The sequence below is a fragment of the Streptosporangium becharense genome (assembly GCF_014204985.1).
GTDB lineage: Bacteria > Actinomycetota > Actinomycetes > Streptosporangiales > Streptosporangiaceae > Streptosporangium > Streptosporangium becharense.
This window is the reverse complement of sequence record NZ_JACHMP010000001.1, coordinates 6,054,934-6,072,026: the sequence shown is the minus strand read 5'-3', so window position 1 is coordinate 6,072,026 and position 17,093 is coordinate 6,054,934. Positions and strand designations below refer to the sequence as shown.

Genomic DNA, 17,093 nt, shown 5'->3' with positions numbered 1-17,093 from the left:
TCTTTCGTGACACGGGGATTTGGGCGATTACGTCGTGAAGATCTGCTGCGGACCGCCTGCGATGTCATCGCGGCCAGGGGATTCGGGCATACCCGTACCGCGGATATCGCCCAGGCCGCCGGGGTCAGTCAGGCGCTGCTCTTCTATCATTTCGAGACCAAGGAGAAACTGTTCGCCCAGGCGTTCTCCTACGCCGCCCAGCTCGACCTGGAGGCGCTCGCCAAGATCGAGGAGTCCGGCGGCTCCCCGCTCGACCGGTTACGGGCCCTGATCCGGCTCTACGCCCCCACCGGCAAGTCCAAGTCGTGGGCTCTGTGGATCGACGCTCGGGCGGAGTCGATGCGCAACCCCGAGTTGGAGGAGACCTCACGCGGGATCGGCCTGCGGTGGAGGCAGGCGCTACGCGCGGTCATCGAGGACGGTGTCCGGTCGGGGCTGTTCGTCTGTGACGACCCCGAGGGCACCACCTGGCGGATCATTTCTCTCCTGGACGGGCTGTCCACCCAGGTGACCGTGCATCGGCGGGTGCTGAGCCGCGCTCGCATGGCCGAACTGGTCGGCGCCGCCACCGCGAGGGAACTCGGCGTCTTCCCCGCCGACCTGCTCTGAACGGTCCTCCGGGCGGTACGGCCAGGAGCATGGCCAGTGCCACCAGTCCCCCGCCCAGCAGGACGCTCGCGGTGAGCGGTTCACCGTGGACGGCGACGGCCAGCCCGGTCGCCCAGAGCGGCTGAGCCGACAGGATGACCGCGGCGGGTACCGGCGGGACGTGGACCTGGCCGTAGGAGCGGGCCAGGAAGCCCAAGGCGCAGGCCACGACGGCCAGGTGCCCGAGGGCAGCCCAGTCCGAGGGGGTGCCGGGCAGCGCGAGGCCGTCCGGTACGGCGAGCAGACCGGTCATGACCGCGATGGTGCCGAGCTGGATCACCGTGACGGCGTAGGCGTTGCGTCGCGCCGCGGCGGAGGTGCCGAACACCAGCGTGTGGATCGCGTACAGCACCGCCGACAGCAGGGTGACCGCCAGCGCGGACAGGGAGACGACGTCGTCCTCCGCCTCCCGTAGCAGGACGAAGACGGCCATCGCGGCCAGGGCCAGCAGCACCGCGGCCCAGACCCTGCCGGAGATCGCGACACCGAACAGGACCAGCCCGAGGACCGGCGTGATCACCACGTACGAACCGACCGCGAATCCCGACACCGGCGCGGGCAGGTCGTGCAGGGCCATCGCCTGCGCGGTCTGCCCGACGCCGAACAACAGGCCGAGCGCCAGGCCGGCCGGCCAGGTGCCGCGGGCCAGGCCGCGCAGACAGCCGGGACGGAGCGTCACCAGGACGAGCGCCGCGACACCGTACCTCTCGGCGAGGACGTCGGCCACCGGCATGCGGGTGATGAGGTCCTTCATCAGCGGAAACGCCGATCCCCACGCGGCGCCGACGAACAGCAGGAGCACGGCCCCCAGGAGGGGCCGGGGCACTACCGGTGTCATCACCGCAGGATGGCATCACCGTCGGCGACGGCGGAGTCACCGAGTGGGCGGGGGATGGCCCGGATACCACGCCGGGTGAAGGACCTCATCCCGACACCCGGGACCTCACACCTCCGCAGGCTGACGGCCGAGGACCTCGACCGCCGGTCAGGCTCCACCGGCAGCCGAACATATCCGGTCATGCCTGGCCCGGCCCGCCGCAGGACTCGGTGGACGGCAACGAACGACGGCGGAGGGCGGTGGGTGGAGGGTGACGGCCGACGGTGGACGGTGGACGGTGACGGCCGCGGGTCGCCGTCCGGGATCGTCGCCGTCCGGGGGAAGGCCGGGGATGACGAAGAACCGGACTCCGGGAGGAGGCGTACCCGAGGAAGGGGGATCCGGAGAATCCGATTCCCGGAGAAGGCGATCCCGGAAAAGGGCAGGCCGGGGAAAGGGCTGCGGGGGAAGACGGGCCCGAACCCTGGAATTCCCCGAGAAGAACGGGGCGGAGCTCACGGGATGGAGCCGGAAGGAAGGAGAGCCCGGAGAAAAGGAACTCCCGGAGCGCGTACACGACGAGGGCCGCACCGTGTTTCGACACGGTGCGGCCCCGAACGGCGGAAACCCCGCACCGGGTGACCAGACCACGGTGCGGGGTTTCCGCTTTTCCTTCATTCGGTAGGGGGTGCCTGCCGCTGTCGCCTGTCAGTCCCGCCCCAACCGCTCACCGGTTCATCGACCACGAGGGTGACGAGGGAACCCGGGAGCCGGACCTAGTTGTTGTTGTTATTGTTGTTGTTGTTCCCACCGCCGTTGTTGTTGTTGTTATTGTTGTTGTTGTTCCCACCGCCGTTGTTGTTGTTGTTATTGTTGTTGTTGTTCCCACCGCCGTTGTTGTTGTTATTGTTGTTGTTGTTCCCACCGCCGTTGTTGTTGTTGTTGTTATTGTTGTTGTTGTTCCCACCGCCGTTGTTGTTGTTGTTATTGTTGTTGTTGTTCCTGCCACCGTTGTTGTTGTTATTGTTGTTGTTATTATTGCGGCACTTGCCGCGCTTCCTGCAGTCCTGCGCGAGGAACGTCGACGAGGCGTCGGCCGAGACGACCGCGGTGCCGGTGGTGCCGACGGCGGCACCGGCGGGCTGGGCCAGCATCGCCGCGGGGGCGAACGTGGAGGCGACGATGGCGGCGGCGGCGAGGGCGTTCTTGAAAGTGATCATTAGAGGTAACTCCATCTCGTGTCTGTTTCGTGGTGCTTGTGAACTTTCTAGGCGAGACCCCTTGCAAGCCCCCTTCGTCCCGATAACAGCCGCTTTCGTGCCAGTTGACTGATATGTCCGCATCCCCGTGCCGGCCGATGAAAGTGGGGGTCTCACCGACACCCCATCTGACCTGCGAAAAGGTGCTTGACAGCCCTTGACGGGTGATGAGGCTCGCTTCAGACGAGAGATGGCAGGCACGATTCCCGGGCGCCGGACGGTGGTGGGACCATGTCAGGGTCATGAGGAACCCAACGGAAGGCCACGACCGGTGAGGCGGCTACTAACGGTCCTGCTGCTGGTGTGCGCCGCGCTGCTCGGCGCGGTCGCACCGGCGCAGGCTCACAACGTGCTGATCGGCAGCGACCCCAAGGACGGCGCCGAGCTGACCGCCGGGCCGCGGCAGATCACGCTGACCTTCGACCAGCCCGTCCGGCAGGGCTTCGCGCAGATCAGCGTGACCGGCCCGGACGGCGCCCGGTGGGAGGACGGGAAGACCACCGTCGACAAGGAGAAGGTCAGCGTCGGCGTCAAGCCCCTCGGCCCCGCCGGGGAGTACGTGGTGGGCTACCGGATCCTCTCCTCCGACGGACACCCGGTCTCCAGCAAGATCGCCTTCACGCTGACCGCTCCGGGCCCCGCCGCCGGGCAGGCGTCCGCCGCCCCCGTCCCGGCGGCCTCCGTGCCCGCTCCGCAGCAGCCCGACCTGGGCGCCCAGGCCGCCGAGGCCGCGCAGAACGGCGGGGCCGGGATGGCCGTGCTGTGGATCGCGGTCGCCCTCGTCGTCCTGGGCGGTGCCACCGTCGTCGCGCTGCGCCGCACGAGAGAGCAGGGGAACGCGGGATGACCGTCACCGTGGAGCGGGCCTCCGGAGCCGGCACCGCCAGGAGGCTGGTGGTCGGCGGGTTCGTGTCGGGAGCCGTGCTGTCCGTGCTGGCCGCGACGGCCTTCGGCGCCCAGGAGGCCGTGCCGGGGATCGCCATCCCCGGGCCGCTGGTGGAGTACGGCCTGCCGGTGCTGCGGGTGCTGCTGGATCTGGCGACGGTGGCGGTGGTGGGGCTGAGCCTGCTGCCGAAGCTGCTGGGGTTCGACGACCCGGAGCTGACCGAGCCGGTGCTGCGCCGGGCACGGCCGATGGCGGTGACGTTCGCCTGGGCGTGGGCGGTGCTGGCGCTGGTGGTCATCGTGTTCCAGACCGCCGAGCTGAACCCCGGCACGATCCCGACGCCGGGCATGATCGCCGAGTACGTCGACACGGTCGGCGCGGGTCAGGGGATGCTCTTCACCGCCGCCTGTGCGCTGGTCTACGCCGGGATCGGGCTGCTGGCGGTGCGGTTCGGCGAGAAGGTCCCGGCCGAGCTGCGGATCGTGATCGCCTTCTTCGGGCTGCTGCCGATCCCGGTCACCGGCCACGCGGTCGACTCGGTCTGGCACGACCCCATCATGATCTCGATGGAGCTGCACGTGATGGGCTCGGCGGCGTGGACCGGCGGCCTCATCGTGATCATTCTTCTGGTCGCCCGAGACCGGGAGCTGCTGGCGCGGGTGCTGCCGAAGTTCTCCCGGCTGGCGACCCTGGCACTGGTCCTGGTGAGCGTCTCGGGCCTGGTGAACGGCCTGGCGACGATGGCACTGACCCCGGGCGTGGAGCTGCCGGGGGCGCTCCTGGAGCGCGAGTACGGCCTGCTGGTGGTCGCCAAGACGGTGTGCGTGGTGCTGCTGATCCCGTTCGCCGCCCACATCCGGTTCCGCCTGCTGCCGCTCATCGCGGAGCGGCGGGCGACGGCGGTCGCGGCGTGGGCGGCGGCGGAGGTCACCGTGATGGGGCTGGCCTACGGGGTGGCGGTGGCGCTGACCACGGCCTCGCTGTCCTGAAAGCGGAGCCGGTAGCGGCCGAGCGACCACTCGGCCGCCAGCCACAGGGCCATGATCCCGGCCCCTCCGATCACCATGGTCGCGGGAGACACCAGCGGCGGCGACATGAACATCGCGTTCTGGAAACGCAGCGCCTGGTCGAGCACCAGGGTGGTGCCGACCGAGCCGATCACGGCCCTGGCCACCGGGTTCCTGAGCAGGAACGCCAGGTCGACGGCGAGCGCCCCGGCGATCAGGAAGACCGGCACCGCGGAGCGCGGGAAGTCGGCGACCGCGAGCAGCGGCCAGATCAGGGTACGGAAGACGAGGTAGGCGCCGATCACGGCGGTGGCGGAGAACATCCGGCCGATCATCGCGCGTGCGCAGACGGCGACGATCATCGCGGCCATCGCGGCGTAGAGCGGGTAGAGCTGGTCGGGGACGGGCAGCGCGAAGTGCAGCGCCACTGCCCTGTCGGTCACCGGCAGGCCGATCTGGTCGGCCGCGAACTTGATCAGGATCGGCTCGGCCTCCGGCTCGCCGCGGTCCCAGGCGGCGATGCTGTAGACGCCGTACTCCTGATGCTGGGCCGGGAACCAGACGTTCTCGAAGAGGAAGACGAACAACCCGCCCAGGACCAGGGTGCGCATCCGCCCGGGAGGCGCACCCATGAACCACCCGCGGACCACCCCGAAGATCATGAAGAGCGTGCCGATGTACAGCATCATGTGGGACGGGCTCCACGAGGTGATGTCGAGCCCGTTGATCCGGTGGTTGATCAGGTCCAGTGGAACGGCCACCAGGAAGACACCCGTGCCCCAGGTGATGAGACGCTGCGATGTCCTGTCGACGCCGTAACCGGTGTAGACATGGACGATCGTGAGCGTCAGGACGATGACCGTACCGACGCTGTTGAGCAGGTGCGGCGGGGCGAGGTCGTCGCGGAGCCACTTGAAGTGCCAGGAGACGTCCCAGGACGCTCCGAGCACCTTGAAGGAGAAGGCCACCAGCCATCCGAGATAGAGGACCCGGAAAAGATCCTCGGGGGTTTCCCGGCCGGCTTTGCCTCGCGTCCAATACGGCAGAGCCCACTCGATCGCTGAGGTGGCTCTTCTTCGGAGGCGCACTACTGGATTCACGCGTCGCAATGATGCCCGCCCTTTACCTTGGTCCGCAATCGGGGATATCCCTGATGGATAAGACCGGCTCACCCCCTCCTGCCTGGATGATCACCGCGGCGGCGACCTGAGAAGCGTCTCAGGAGCGCTTTGGCTGCGGTCAGTAAGCTCTCGGCATGAGACGTGCGGGAGGGCGGGCCACCTGGGTCGCGGTGGTGGCCGTGCTGGTGGTCGGCGTCGCGGCCTGGCTGGTGTGGCCGTCGACGCCGGCGGTACGGGCCCAGAACCAGATGATCACAGTGGTCGACGGGCCCCGGGACGACCAGCGGGTCACCCTGGACACGAGCTTCTTCCCGCCCGCCGGTGGTGGGAAGGCCCCGGCGGTGCTGCTCGCGCACGGCTTCGGCGGCAGCAAGCAGAGCGTCAGGGCCGAGGCCGTACGCCTCGCCGGTGAGGGATACGCCGTGCTGACCTGGTCGGCGCGCGGCTTCGGCCGTTCCACCGGGCAGATCGCGCTGAACTCCCCCGACTACGAGGTCAAGGACGTCCGGCAGCTGGTCGACTGGGTGGCGCGGCGGCCCGAGGTCCTGCTCGACGCGGCCGGCGATCCGCGGGTGGGCGTGGCGGGCGGCTCCTACGGAGGGGCCATCGCGCTGATGTCGGCGGCCCACGACTCCCGGATCGACGCGATCGTCCCTCAGATCACCTGGTACGACCTGGCCGACGCGCTGTTCCCCGACGCCACCGGGCGAGGCCCGGAGAACGGGGTGTTCAAGCGCATGTGGGCCGGGCTGTTCTTCAGCCGGGGCGGCCCCACGCCGGACGCGTCCGCGCTGGCCGGGCTTGGTGCGCGGAGCGCGCGGGACACCGGGGACGCAGGGGACGCAGGGGACACCGGCGACGGGGAAAGCCCGGCGCGACCCGCGGTGAACCCGCCCACGCCGCAGGAGGTCCGCTGCGGTCGTTTCCTGCCGGAGATCTGTGACATGTACCAGCAGGTCGCCGAGGAAGGCCGGGCGAGCGCGGCTGCGGTGGAGACGCTGCGCAGGTCCAGTCCGATCTCGGTCCCCGGGAAGATCAGGGTTCCGACGTTGCTGCTCCAGGGGCAGCGCGACTCGCTGTTCCCGCTGGGTCACGCCGACGCCAACGCCCGCGCGATCGCCGCCACCGGCGCCCCGGTCGAGGTCGCCTGGTTCGACGGCGGCCACGACGGCGGCAACGGGGAGGTCGACTGGCTGCACGAGAAGACCCTCGGCTGGTTCGACCGTCACCTGAAGAAGGACTCAGGCGCGGCCCAGCCGGCCGGAGTCTTCACCGTCACCCGTGACGGGGGACGCGACCCCGGCACCCGCCGCCCCGTCCAGCTGCACGCCATCGCCCCGGCCTACGCGGGCCTGTCGGGCACCGACCGGACCTCCGTGCCGCTCAGCGGGCCTGACCAGCCGGTGGCCAACCCGCCCGGCGGCTCCCCCTCCTCGATTTCCGCGGTGCCCGGTTTCGGCGGTCTCGGCGCCAATCTGAATCTGTCGGTCGACATGGCCGGGCAGAGCGCCGCCTTCGACTCGGCCCCGCTGACGGCTCCGCTCCAGGTCACCGGAAGCTCCACGGTGAAGGTCCGGGTGACCGCGGAGGCGGCCGGCACCGGGACCACGGAGAAGGAGAGCACCGGCGACATCGAGACCACGGAGAAGGACGCCGGGAGCGGCGAGAACACCACGGACAACGCGGACACCGGGAACACCACGGACACTGCGGACACCGGGAACACGGAGACCGACGGCGCCTCCCGCGCGGCGGGTGAGGTGACGCTGTTCGCCAAGCTCTACGACGTCGCGGGCGACACCCAGGCGCCGATCCTGCCCGAAGGGCTCGTCGCCCCCGCCAGGATCGCCCTCTCCGCGGACGGCACCGGCGAGGCCACCGTGACCCTGCCCGCCGTCGACCATCGCTTCGACGTCGGGCACCGGCTGCGGGTCGCGTTCACCACCACCGACCTCGGCTACAGCACCCCCTCCGCCCCGGCCGTCTACACGGTCGGCCTGGCCTCGCCCGCCGTGACCGTCCCCGTCTACACGACCCTGCGCACGCCCTCCACCGGTCCTGTGTGGTGGACCTGGGCGTTGCCGCTGCTCTCGATCGCGGTCGCGATCGCGGTCGCCCTGACCGGGCGTCGCCGCGCCGCCGACGAGCACGACCCGGCCCTGGAGTCGGTGCCGCTGCGGATCTCCGGCCTGACCAAGGCGTACCGCAACGGGGAACGGGCGGTGGACGACCTGTCGTTCACCGTCGAGCACGGCCAGGTGCTGGGGTTGCTCGGCCCCAACGGGGCGGGCAAGACCACCACCCTGCGCATGATGATGGGCCTGATCCACCCCGACGGCGGCGAGATCAGGATCTTCGGCCACCGGGTCGTCCCCGGTGCCCCGGTGCTGTCCAGGCTCGGTTCGTTCGTCGAGGGGCCGGGTTTCCTGCCGCACCTCAACGGCCGCGACAACCTCGAGCTGTACTGGAAGGCCACCGGCCGGCCGGCCGGGGACGCCCACTTCGACGAGGCCCTGGAGATCGCCGGGCTCGGGAACGCGCTGGAACGCGCCGTCCGCACGTACTCGCAGGGCATGCGCCAGCGGCTGGCCATCGCGCAGGCGATGCTCGGCCTGCCCGACCTGCTGGTCCTCGACGAGCCCACCAACGGTCTCGACCCGCCGCAGATCCGCGAGATGCGCGAGGTCCTGATCCGCTACGCCGCGCGGGGCCGCACGGTCATCGTCTCCAGTCACCTGCTGGCGGAGGTGGAGCAGACCTGCAGCCACGTGGTGGTCATGCGGCGCGGGCGCCTGGTGACGGCCGGCCCGGTCAGCGAGCTGCTGGAGGGCGGTGCCGCCGCGGGCGGCTCGAGCACCCGGCTTGAGGACGTCTTCCTGGACCTGATCGGAGACAAGGCGTGAGCGACGTCAACGGTTCCCACCCGGCCGCCCTCTCCGGCGGTACGGCGGGCGGCGGTTCACCGAACGGATCCGGCCCCGCCTCCGCGGTGGCCGGCCCACCGGCGGGCGACACCACTGGGACCGGCGGGAGGAACACCCGTGAGGACGATCCCGCGCAGCGCAGAGACCGGGACAACGACCCCGGTGAGAACGGCGCGGCGCGCGGGTACGCGCCGGGGCGGACGCTCCCGCTCGGCGTGGAGGTGGTCCGCCAGTTCAAGCGGCGCCGCACCCTGGTGATGTTCGGCCTGCTGCTCGCGCTGCCGTGGATCCTGGTGATCGCGTTCAAGCTCGGCGCGGGCTCCGGTCAGCAGGCCGCGAGCCTGCGCATCTCCGACCTCGCGACCGAAGGCGCGCTGAACTTCGGGGCGTTCGCACTGTCGGTGTCGGCGAACTTCCTGCTGGTCGTCGCGGTGGCGCTGTTCTGCGGCGACACCGTGGCCGGGGAGGCGAGCTGGTCGTCGCTGCGTTACCTGCTGGCCGCGCCGGTCCCGCGTGACCGGTTGCTGCGCCAGAAGCTGATCGTCGCGATGGGCTACTCGGCGGCGGCGGTGATCTGCCTGCCGCTGATGGCGCTGCTGGCCGGGACCCTCGCCTTCGGCTGGAACGACGTCCGGGTCCCGGGGACCGGTGAGATCATCCCCGCCTTCGACGTGCTGCCGCAGTTCGCCGTCGTCATCGGGTACGCGCTGGTCAGTCAGTTCGTCGTCGCCTCGCTGGCCTTCCTGCTCTCCGTCGGCACCGACTCCCCGCTCGGGGCGGTCGGCGGCGCGGTCGGCCTGGTCATCGTCAGCACCATCCTGCAAGCGGTCGAGGCGCTCGGCTCGCTGCGGGAGTTCCTTCCCACGTTCTGGAACACCGCGTGGCTGGACGCGCTGGCGCCGCAACCCGAATACGACGGGATGCTCAAGGGGGTCGCCGTGTCGATCACCTACTCGGCGATCCTGGTCGCCTTCGCCTTCCGCCGCTTCCGCCGCAAGGACGTCGTCTCCTAGCGGTCTCCCGGGGGCTCCCTCCTTCCGCGGGCTTCGGGTCGTCCGCCCGCGGAAGGAAGAAGCCCCCGGGAGACCCGGCCGCCGCGGAGACGCCGGGGTCAGCCCCAGTGCGGAGGACGCTCCTCCAGCAGTCGGGCGTCGTCGTCGGCCTGGCGCCAGTCACCCCATCCGAGGTCGGTGTCGTCGGCCGTCTGGTCGGGCAGGATCGGCGGGCCGTCGTCCGTGAGGTCGACGGGACGCAGATCGTCGGGCTCATGAACTGTCACGCGACCATGCTAGCCACCGTGCCGGCACACCGTTTCCCGCCTCGCAGGACCGCCCGGGAAGCCGTCCCCGCGGATCCCGGCGAGCCGTCCATGAGGCTCCCCGGGGGCCGCCCGGCAGGTCTTCCGGCAGAGCTCCGGCGGGTTCTCCCGGCGGGTCCCCGGCGGGGCTCCCGGGGGCCGCCGGGGAAGGAGGCCGGCCGAAGAGCCCGCCCTCGCGCGTCCGGAGGCCGGGGACAGCCGTAGACCCAGGGGGTACGATGCCGGAGGCAGGTGTCAGCTACCCCCGTGAGGCGCCATGACAACGCCAGCAGGATGGCGGCGAGACGGCAATCTCCCCAACGAGCTCACCAGCTTCGTCGGGCGGACTCGGTTGCTCACGACCCTCCGGCACCGGCTTCAGGAGCACCGGCTGGTCACGGTGACCGGCATCGGAGGCGTCGGCAAGTCGCGCACCGCGCTGCGGATCGCGCACCAGATGCGCGGCGAGTTCAAGGACGGCGTCTGGTTCGCCGACCTGGCCCGCCTGCAGGATTCGGGGATGGTCCGCCACACGATCACCTCGGCGCTGGGCATCGCCGACCAGTCCTCCCGGTCGGCGAACGAGACGCTGGTCGAGTGGCTGGGCGACCGCGAGCTCCTGCTGATCATCGACACGTGCGAGCATCTGGTCGACGCCTGCGCGATGCTCTTCGACGAGCTGCTGAGCACCGCCAGGGGTCTGACGATCCTGGCGACCAGCCGTCAGTCGCTCAACGCCAGGGGCGAGCACACGGTCACCATCCCGCCGCTGACCGTCCCGGGTGACTCCCCCGGAGAGAACGTCTTCACCAACGAGGCGGTGCAGCTCTTCGTCGCGCGGGCGAGCGCCGTGGTGCCCAACTTCGTGCTGGACGAGCACAACATCGGCCCGGTGGCCGAGCTGTGCCGCCGTCTCGACGGCATCCCGCTGGCCATCGAGCTGGCCGCGGTCCGGATGCGCGCGCTGTCGGTGGAGCAGATCCTCGGCCTGCTGGCCGACCGGTTCAGCCTGCTCGCGGGGGCCAGCCGCACGGCGCTGCCCCGGCACCAGACCCTGCGTGCCGCGATCGGGTGGAGTCACGAGCTGTGCGAGCCCGCCGAACGGCTGCTGTGGGCCCGGCTGTCGGTCTTCGCCGGCGACTTCGAACTCGACGCCGCCCGCTACGTCTGCGCCGGTGACAGCCTGCCCGCGGCCGACGTCATGGATCTGATCTCCAGTCTCGTGGAGAAGTCCATCCTCCTCAGCGAGGGCACGCCCTCCGGGCACCGCTACCGGCTGATCGACACCCTGCGGCAGTACGGCGAGGAGTGGCTGAGCAAGCTCGGCGAGACCGAGCAGATCAGGCGCAAGCACCGCGACTACTACCTGCAGCTGGCCAAGCGGAGCGAGGACGCCTGGTCGGGTGCCCGCCAGGTCTACTGGTACGTCCGCATGCGCCACGAGCACGACAACATCCGCGTCGCCCTCGACTACTGCCTGCGCACCCCCGGTGAGGTGCAGGCGGGGCTGCGGCTGCTGTCGTCCCTGTGGTTCATGTGGGTGGCCTGCGGGCTGGCCCGCGAGGGCCGGCTCTACCTGGAGAAGACACTGGAGCAGGCGTCCCAGCCCAGCCCGGAGCGGTGCAAGGCGCTGTGGGTGCTGTCCTACGTGCACAGTGCGCAAGGCGACATCGGCGGGGTGATCGAGGCGGCCGAGAAGTGCAGCTCGGACGCGGTCAGGGTCGGCGACTCCGGGGCGGTCATCCTCGCCACCAAGATGCTCGGTACCGCCGCGTTCCTCCAGAACGACCTGCAGAAGGCCAGCGCGCTGCTGGGTGTGGCGATCGAGTTCCACAAGAGCGGTCGCGAGCTCAATCCGGGCCTGCTGCCCTCGATCGTCGAGCTGTCCATGGTGTTGCTCATCCAGAACGACCCGGCCGAGGCCGAGGTGCTGCTGCGCGACTGCATCGCGGTCTGCACGCAGCGCGGCGAGCTGTGGCTGCGTTCGTACGCGATGTACGCGCTGGCCAGCGTCCACCAGGCGATGGGCCGCACCGCCGAGGCCATGTCGAACGCCCGCGAGTCGTTACGGATCAAGCGTTACTTCCACGACGTGCTCGGCATCGGCCTGGCGATCGAGGTGGTGGCCAGGCAGGCGCTGGAGTCGGGCCAGCCGCTGCTCGCGGCTCAGCTGATGGGCGGCGGCCAGGCCAACTGGCGGACCTTCGGCATGCCGCAGATGAACTCCCCGTTCTTCAACTCCGAGCACGACCGCTGCGTCAAGGAGTGCCGGCGGATCCTCGGCGACGAGGCCCACGAGGAGGCCTTCGCCCGGGGCCGGAGACTCGACCTGGACGAGCTGATCGAGCTCGCGCTGGGAGATCAGGAGGAGGACCGGACTCCCCGGCTGTGAGCCGTGCGAGGCGGCCGACCCGGGTCAGCACTGTGGACCGTGCGAGGCGGCCGACCCGGGTCACCGCCGGGTCACCCCGGGGCGGCCGTCCTCCGGTCACCGCTCGGCGGGTGAGCGCTCGTGCGCCTGCCAGGCCGCGGTGTAGCGGGAACTGGTCAGTGAGTAGTCGACGCTCCCGCTGACCCACGACTCCAGGCCCCGCAGGTAGGCGTTCACCGCCTCGGAGCCGAGCGCCTCCAGGGCGGGGCGGAAGGCGACCATATCGTCGACGGCGCGGTCGCGCATCTCACCGATCATGTCCATGGCCTCCTGCCGCGAGCAGCCCCGGTGCCGGACCAGCACGCTCACCAGGTTGTTGCGGGAGTTGCCCTCGCCGCTCTCCTTGGCGTACGAGATCAGGTCGTTGTCCCAGACGACGACGTCGTTGGCGCTCTCGGTGACGGCCCGCACCGCGGGATGGCGCCACTCGGCGGGGGTGAGGGGGAGGCCGGTGGCGACGTCGATGAGCGCGAAGACCGTGAGCATGGCGCCGGTGCGCCGCCGCATGAAGATGTAGTCGTCCAGCGGCGGCACCACCTCGTCGTCGCGGTTGGCCGCCTCCCACACCTGGGCGAAGAGGTAGTCCTTGGTGACGGCCCGCCACCGGTCGAGCCGGTCGCCGTCGCCGTACGCGATGATCCTGCCCTTGATGTCCAGCAGCGACCTGGCGAAGACGTCGTCCACCTCCTGGCCGAACTCCAGGTCGTCGAGGGCGGCGATGAGCTGGGGCAGCGCGCGGGCGATCTCGGCGGCGCGCCGGTCGGACTCGCAGAAGGCGTCGTCGAAGGCGAACAGCCACACGCACCAGTCGGTCACCAGGCGCAGCGTGTGGTACTCGGCATAGGGGTACGTCCTGGCCCCCAACCAGCCGTACTTCGCGGTCCGGAAGCGCTCCACCGTCTCGGCGTCCTGCGGGATCCCCGAGGTGACGAGCCAGTCCAGGGTTTCCGCGTCGACCCTTTCCACATGCGGGTTCACCTCGCTCGGGAACGGACAGGACAACCGGGGAAGGCGAAGGGGTAGGCCGAACCTACGGGTAGTAGTAGTTCCCACCCCCCAAGAATGGCCCATGAGGCATGGTTTTCCTATACATCAGTAAACAACCGGATACGGACCGCCCGCTTCAGTGCCCGAACCACCTCAGGTACTCCTCCTGACCGAACATCCGGGCCGTCTCGGTCGCCGAGGGACTGCCCAGGTCGGGGTCGGCGCCGGCGTCGAGCAGTGCCCGGATCACCTCGGGTTCCTTCTTGAAGACCGCACCCGCCAGCGGTGTCTGGCCGCGGTCGTTGGCCCGGCCCGGATCGGCGCCCAGCGCGGCCAGCACCCGGACCGTCTCGGCGTGGCCGTGGTAGGCGGCGAGCATCAGCAGCGTGTCCCCCTTGTCATTGCTGAGGTCGGCCGGGACCCCGGCCTCGACGTAGGCGCGCAGCCGCGCCGTCTCCCCGGACCTGGCCAGGTCGAACAGCCGGGTTGCGAACTCCTCAAGCTCAGGGTCAGGCTGCATGTGAGCCATTCTGCCCCGATAGGGTGCCTGTGATCGCCGAGGGTAGGCGGAATTCAGCGGACGCCCCACGGGTTGGAGCTGAAGAGACGACCGACGAAAGGCTGGAACACGGTGTTCGACCCGACGGATCTCTACCGGCTCGACGGAGACGTCCCCGAGCTGACCGATCCGGTGCTGCTCTACCACTTCGACGGGTTCGTGGACGCGGGCGCGGCCGGTCGGCTCGCCATCGCCCACCTGCTCGACGAGCTGGAGCACCGGGTCGTCGCGACCTTCGACGTGGACCGCCTGCTCGACTACCGGTCCCGGCGTCCCATCATGACCTTCGACACCGACCGGTGGGTGGAGGTGGAGAGCCCCCGGATCGACCTGCGCCTCGCCCACGACACCACGGGCACGCCGTTCCTGCTGCTGAGCGGCCCCGAGCCCGACCGCGAGTGGGAGCTGTTCACCGCGGCCGTCGGCGCGCTGGTCACCCGGCTCGGTGTCGGCAAGCTGGTGACCACGCACGGCATCCCGATGGCCGTGCCGCACACCCGCCCGCTAGGTGTCACCGGGCACGCCACCCGTCCCGAGCTCGTCGCCGGCCAGACCAGTGCCTTCGGCCGGGTCCAGGTGCCGGGCAGCGTGGCCTCGCTGATCGAGTTCCGGCTCGGCGCGCAGGGGCACGACGCCCTCGGCTACGCCGTGCACGTCCCCCATTACCTCGCCCAGGCCGAGTATCCGGCCGCCGCGGTGACCGCGCTGGAGGCCGTCACCAAGGGCACCGGCCTGGTCTTCCCACTCGACGGCCTGCGCGACGCCGCGGAGAAGACCGACGCCGAGATCGCCGAGCAGATCGCGGCCTCCCAGGAGCTGTCCACCGCCATCACCGGCCTGGAGCAGCAGTACGACGCGTTCGCCGCCGGGGCCGCGCGCGAGAGCCTCATCGCCGAGACCGCGGAGATGCCCACCGGTGAGGAGCTCGCCGCCCAGTTCGAGGCGTTCCTCGCCGAGCGCGACGAGCGGCGCGGTGACTGACCTGCGCGTCGGTCTCGTCGGGTACGGCGTGGCCGGGGCGTTCTTCCACGCCCCGCTGATCGCGGCGACCCCCGGGCTGCGACTGTCCGCGGTGGTCACCCGCGATCCCGGGCGGGCCGCCGAGGTGAGCGGGAGGTACGGCGCGCGGGCGGTCGGCGACGCCTCCGACCTGTTCGGCTCCACCGACCTGGTCGTGGTGGCCTCCCCCAACCGCACGCACGTCCCGCTGGCCGAGGCCGCCCTGGAGGCGGGCCTGCCGGTGGTGGTGGACAAGCCACTGGCCGCGACCGCCGGGGAGGCCGGCGGCCTGGCCCGCCTGGCACGCGAGCGCGGGCTGATGCTGACCGTCTTCCAGAACCGCCGCTGGGACGGCGACTTCCTGACCATCCGGCGGCTGGTCGCCGCCGGAGAGCTCGGTGAGGTCACCCGGCTGGAGTCACGCTTCGAGCGCTGGCGGCCCGTGCCCAAGGGCGGCTGGCGGGAGGTGGGCGGCGCCGACGAGGTCGCCGGTCTGCTCTACGACCTCGGCAGCCACCTGGTGGACCAGGCCGTGCGTCTGCTCGGCCCGGTCTCGGAGGTCTACGCCGAGTCCAACGTGCGCCGGTCCGGTGTGACCTCCGACGACGACACCTTCATCGCGCTCTCGCACGCGGGCGGGGCCCGCTCGCACCTGTGGGTCAGCGCGGTCGCGGCCCGGCTCGGGCCCCGCTTCCGGGTGCTCGGCTCGCGGGCGGGGTACGTCAAGCACGGCCTGGACATCCAGGAGGAGCAGCTCCGCGCCGGCCTGACCCCGGGCTCGCCCGGTTTCGGGGAGGAGCCGCCGGAGCGGTGGGGCACGCTCGGCGCCGGTGACGATCGGCGTGCCGTCCCCACCGAGCACGGCGACTACGCGCGTTTCTACCGCGACGTCGCGGACTGTCTCCTGCGGGGTGCCCCGCCGCCGGTCGATCCCGAGCAGGTCGTCGAGGCGCTCACCGTGCTGGAGGCCGCCCGGCTGTCGGCCGCCGAGCGCCGGGTCGTCACCCTCTGACGCGTTCCCCGGCCCGGGGCAGGAGATCCGGTACAGGACCGGAGGTCCGCCCGGAGGCGGGGATCCGGCCCGCCCCGTGCGGCGCCGCTGCGGTTTCCCGCGTGTTCCCGGGCGGGACACGGGGCGCCTCCGGTGGGTGCCGGAGGCGCTCGGCCACGGTGCCGTTACGGTGCCGTTACGGTGCCCTCATGGTGTCGCCGCTGTGCCGTTACGGTGTCGCCGTCAGTCGCGCAGACGAGAGCGGAGCGCCTCCGAGTCGGCCTCGGTCCAGCCGTGCGCGCCGAGCCAGGCCAGCGGGCCGCCGAAGCGGTCGTCGAGGATGCTCAAGAAGTGCTGGATGTACTCGGCCCGGGGGCGGTGCTCGTCGGCCGGGCGGGAGTCGAGGTCGTCACGGTAGGTGTCGCTGGCGCGCAGCCGCGCCAGGATGTCCTCCAGGCGGTCGCCGGTGGCGACGTAGTCGGCGACGATGGCTTCGCGGGTCGCCCCGGCGACTTCCAGGGCCAGTGCGCAGACGACGCCGGTGCGGTCCTTGCCCGCCGCGCAGTGCACGATGGCCGCGCCGTCGTCGCGGGCCATGGTGCGCAGGGCGGCCAGCACCGAGTCGGGGCGTTCGCGGAGGTAGCCGTAGTAGAAGCCGGTCACCCGGAGCTCGGCGAGGTCGTCCTCGTCGCGCCTGGTCCAGGGCAGCACCTTGTCGCCGTCGATGGTGTCGGCTTCCACATCGGTGTGCCTGCCGCCCTCGGCGAACAGCGTGAGGTGGTGGATGCTCACTTCGGGCAGGGCGGTGAGCGGCCCCGGGCCCTCCAGGTGCACCTCCGGGCCGGAGCGCAGGTCGACGACGTGACGGAGCTTGCGCTCACCGACGAGCAGCTCGACATCGCGGCCGGTCAGCCCCTGCAGGTTGTCCGACCGGTAGACCCGGCCGAAGCGTGTGGTCCCCCCGTCCACCGTGGCGAGCCCGCCGAGGTCGCGCACGTTGACGGCGCCTTCAAGATCGATCCAACGCGTGAAGTCGTTCATCGGCACCAGCCTATACGTCGGTTTGCGAGTGTTCGGTTAACGGGCGGCGCCGATATCCGTAACGACGAACGTTCCGACATCAGACACGAAGAATGGCCATACCTCCCTTTGTGGGAGAGAGTGGAA

Annotated in this window: 14 protein-coding genes and 1 pseudogene; 8 read left to right on the top strand and 7 right to left on the bottom strand. The window is 70.8% G+C overall.

The features are described from left to right. Nucleotides 1–6 precede the first annotated feature (6 nt). Complete coding sequence (locus F4562_RS35275; protein ID WP_311734141.1) at nucleotides 7–609, top strand: TetR/AcrR family transcriptional regulator; 603 nt, start codon at nucleotides 7–9, stop codon at nucleotides 607–609. A 31-nt stretch (nucleotides 610–640) separates the two neighbouring features. On the opposite strand, the pseudogene F4562_RS26670 reads toward F4562_RS35275, so the two are convergent. After that, nucleotides 641–1,486: pseudogene (locus F4562_RS26670) on the bottom strand (DMT family transporter); the annotation flags it as partial. 755 nt (nucleotides 1,487–2,241) lie between these two features. Further along, entirely contained in the window at nucleotides 2,242–2,685 is a 444-nt protein-coding gene (locus F4562_RS26665; RefSeq protein WP_184544630.1) for a hypothetical protein, read from the bottom strand. Between the two features lie 310 nt (nucleotides 2,686–2,995). Here F4562_RS26665 and F4562_RS26660 point away from each other — a divergent pair, with 310 nt between their 5' ends. Both F4562_RS26660 and F4562_RS26655 read left to right on the top strand, forming a co-directional pair. After that, entirely contained in the window at nucleotides 2,996–3,571 is a 576-nt protein-coding gene (locus F4562_RS26660) for a copper resistance CopC family protein (protein WP_184544628.1), read from the top strand. Continuing rightward, nucleotides 3,568–4,599, top strand: a complete 1,032-nt coding sequence (locus tag F4562_RS26655; RefSeq protein ID WP_184544626.1) for a CopD family protein — start codon at nucleotides 3,568–3,570, stop codon at nucleotides 4,597–4,599. The genes F4562_RS26660 and F4562_RS26655 overlap by 4 nt, the downstream gene beginning before the upstream one ends. Here the strand turns inward: F4562_RS26655 and F4562_RS26650 are convergent. Beyond that, entirely contained in the window at nucleotides 4,557–5,585 is a 1,029-nt protein-coding gene (locus tag F4562_RS26650; protein WP_311734140.1) for a hypothetical protein, read from the bottom strand. The two genes, F4562_RS26655 and F4562_RS26650, sit on opposite strands and share 43 nt — an antisense overlap. A 287-nt stretch (nucleotides 5,586–5,872) precedes the next feature. Between F4562_RS26650 and F4562_RS26645 the strand changes: the two genes are divergently transcribed. Together F4562_RS26645 and F4562_RS26640 are read left to right on the top strand one after the other, a co-directional pair. Beyond that, nucleotides 5,873–8,641: a CocE/NonD family hydrolase gene (locus F4562_RS26645; protein ID WP_184544623.1), complete on the top strand. Its 2,769-nt coding sequence runs from the start codon at nucleotides 5,873–5,875 to the stop codon at nucleotides 8,639–8,641. Beyond that, nucleotides 8,638–9,675 carry an ABC transporter permease gene (locus F4562_RS26640; RefSeq protein ID WP_311734139.1) on the top strand — a complete coding sequence of 346 codons (1,038 nt, stop codon included), beginning with the start codon at nucleotides 8,638–8,640 and terminating at the stop codon, nucleotides 9,673–9,675. Before F4562_RS26645 ends, F4562_RS26640 begins: the two co-directional genes overlap by 4 nt. A gap of 98 nt (nucleotides 9,676–9,773) precedes the next feature. Here F4562_RS26640 and F4562_RS26635 read toward each other — a convergent pair whose 3' ends face one another. Further along, nucleotides 9,774–9,941: a hypothetical protein gene (locus tag F4562_RS26635; RefSeq protein WP_184544621.1), complete on the bottom strand. Its 168-nt coding sequence runs from the start codon at nucleotides 9,939–9,941 to the stop codon at nucleotides 9,774–9,776. Between the two features lie 295 nt (nucleotides 9,942–10,236). Here F4562_RS26635 and F4562_RS26630 point away from each other — a divergent pair, with 295 nt between their 5' ends. Further along, entirely contained in the window at nucleotides 10,237–12,351 is a 2,115-nt protein-coding gene (locus F4562_RS26630; RefSeq protein ID WP_184544620.1) for an ATP-binding protein, read from the top strand. Nucleotides 12,352–12,447: 96 nt separating this feature from the next. Here the strand turns inward: F4562_RS26630 and F4562_RS26625 are convergent, their stop codons facing one another. Then, nucleotides 12,448–13,356: a 4-epi-cubebol synthase gene (locus F4562_RS26625; protein WP_184544618.1), complete on the bottom strand. Its 909-nt coding sequence runs from the start codon at nucleotides 13,354–13,356 to the stop codon at nucleotides 12,448–12,450. Between the two features lie 157 nt (nucleotides 13,357–13,513). Next, on the bottom strand, nucleotides 13,514–13,906 hold the full coding sequence (locus tag F4562_RS26620; protein WP_184544616.1) for an ankyrin repeat domain-containing protein: 393 nt from the start codon (nucleotides 13,904–13,906) through the stop codon (nucleotides 13,514–13,516). Nucleotides 13,907–14,008: 102 nt separating this feature from the next. Between F4562_RS26620 and F4562_RS26615 the strand changes: the two genes are divergently transcribed. Next, nucleotides 14,009–14,917: a proteasome assembly chaperone family protein gene (locus F4562_RS26615; RefSeq protein WP_184544614.1), complete on the top strand. Its 909-nt coding sequence runs from the start codon at nucleotides 14,009–14,011 to the stop codon at nucleotides 14,915–14,917. Then, the gene (locus tag F4562_RS26610) at nucleotides 14,910–15,947 is read left to right on the top strand and encodes a Gfo/Idh/MocA family oxidoreductase (protein WP_184544612.1); all 1,038 of its coding nucleotides are present in this window, start codon (nucleotides 14,910–14,912) and stop codon (nucleotides 15,945–15,947) included. Before F4562_RS26615 ends, F4562_RS26610 begins: the two co-directional genes overlap by 8 nt. A 222-nt stretch (nucleotides 15,948–16,169) precedes the next feature. On the opposite strand, the gene F4562_RS26605 is transcribed toward F4562_RS26610, so the two are convergent. After that, on the bottom strand, nucleotides 16,170–16,967 hold the full coding sequence (locus F4562_RS26605; protein ID WP_184544610.1) for a tyrosine-protein phosphatase: 798 nt from the start codon (nucleotides 16,965–16,967) through the stop codon (nucleotides 16,170–16,172). Nucleotides 16,968–17,093 lie beyond the last annotated feature (126 nt).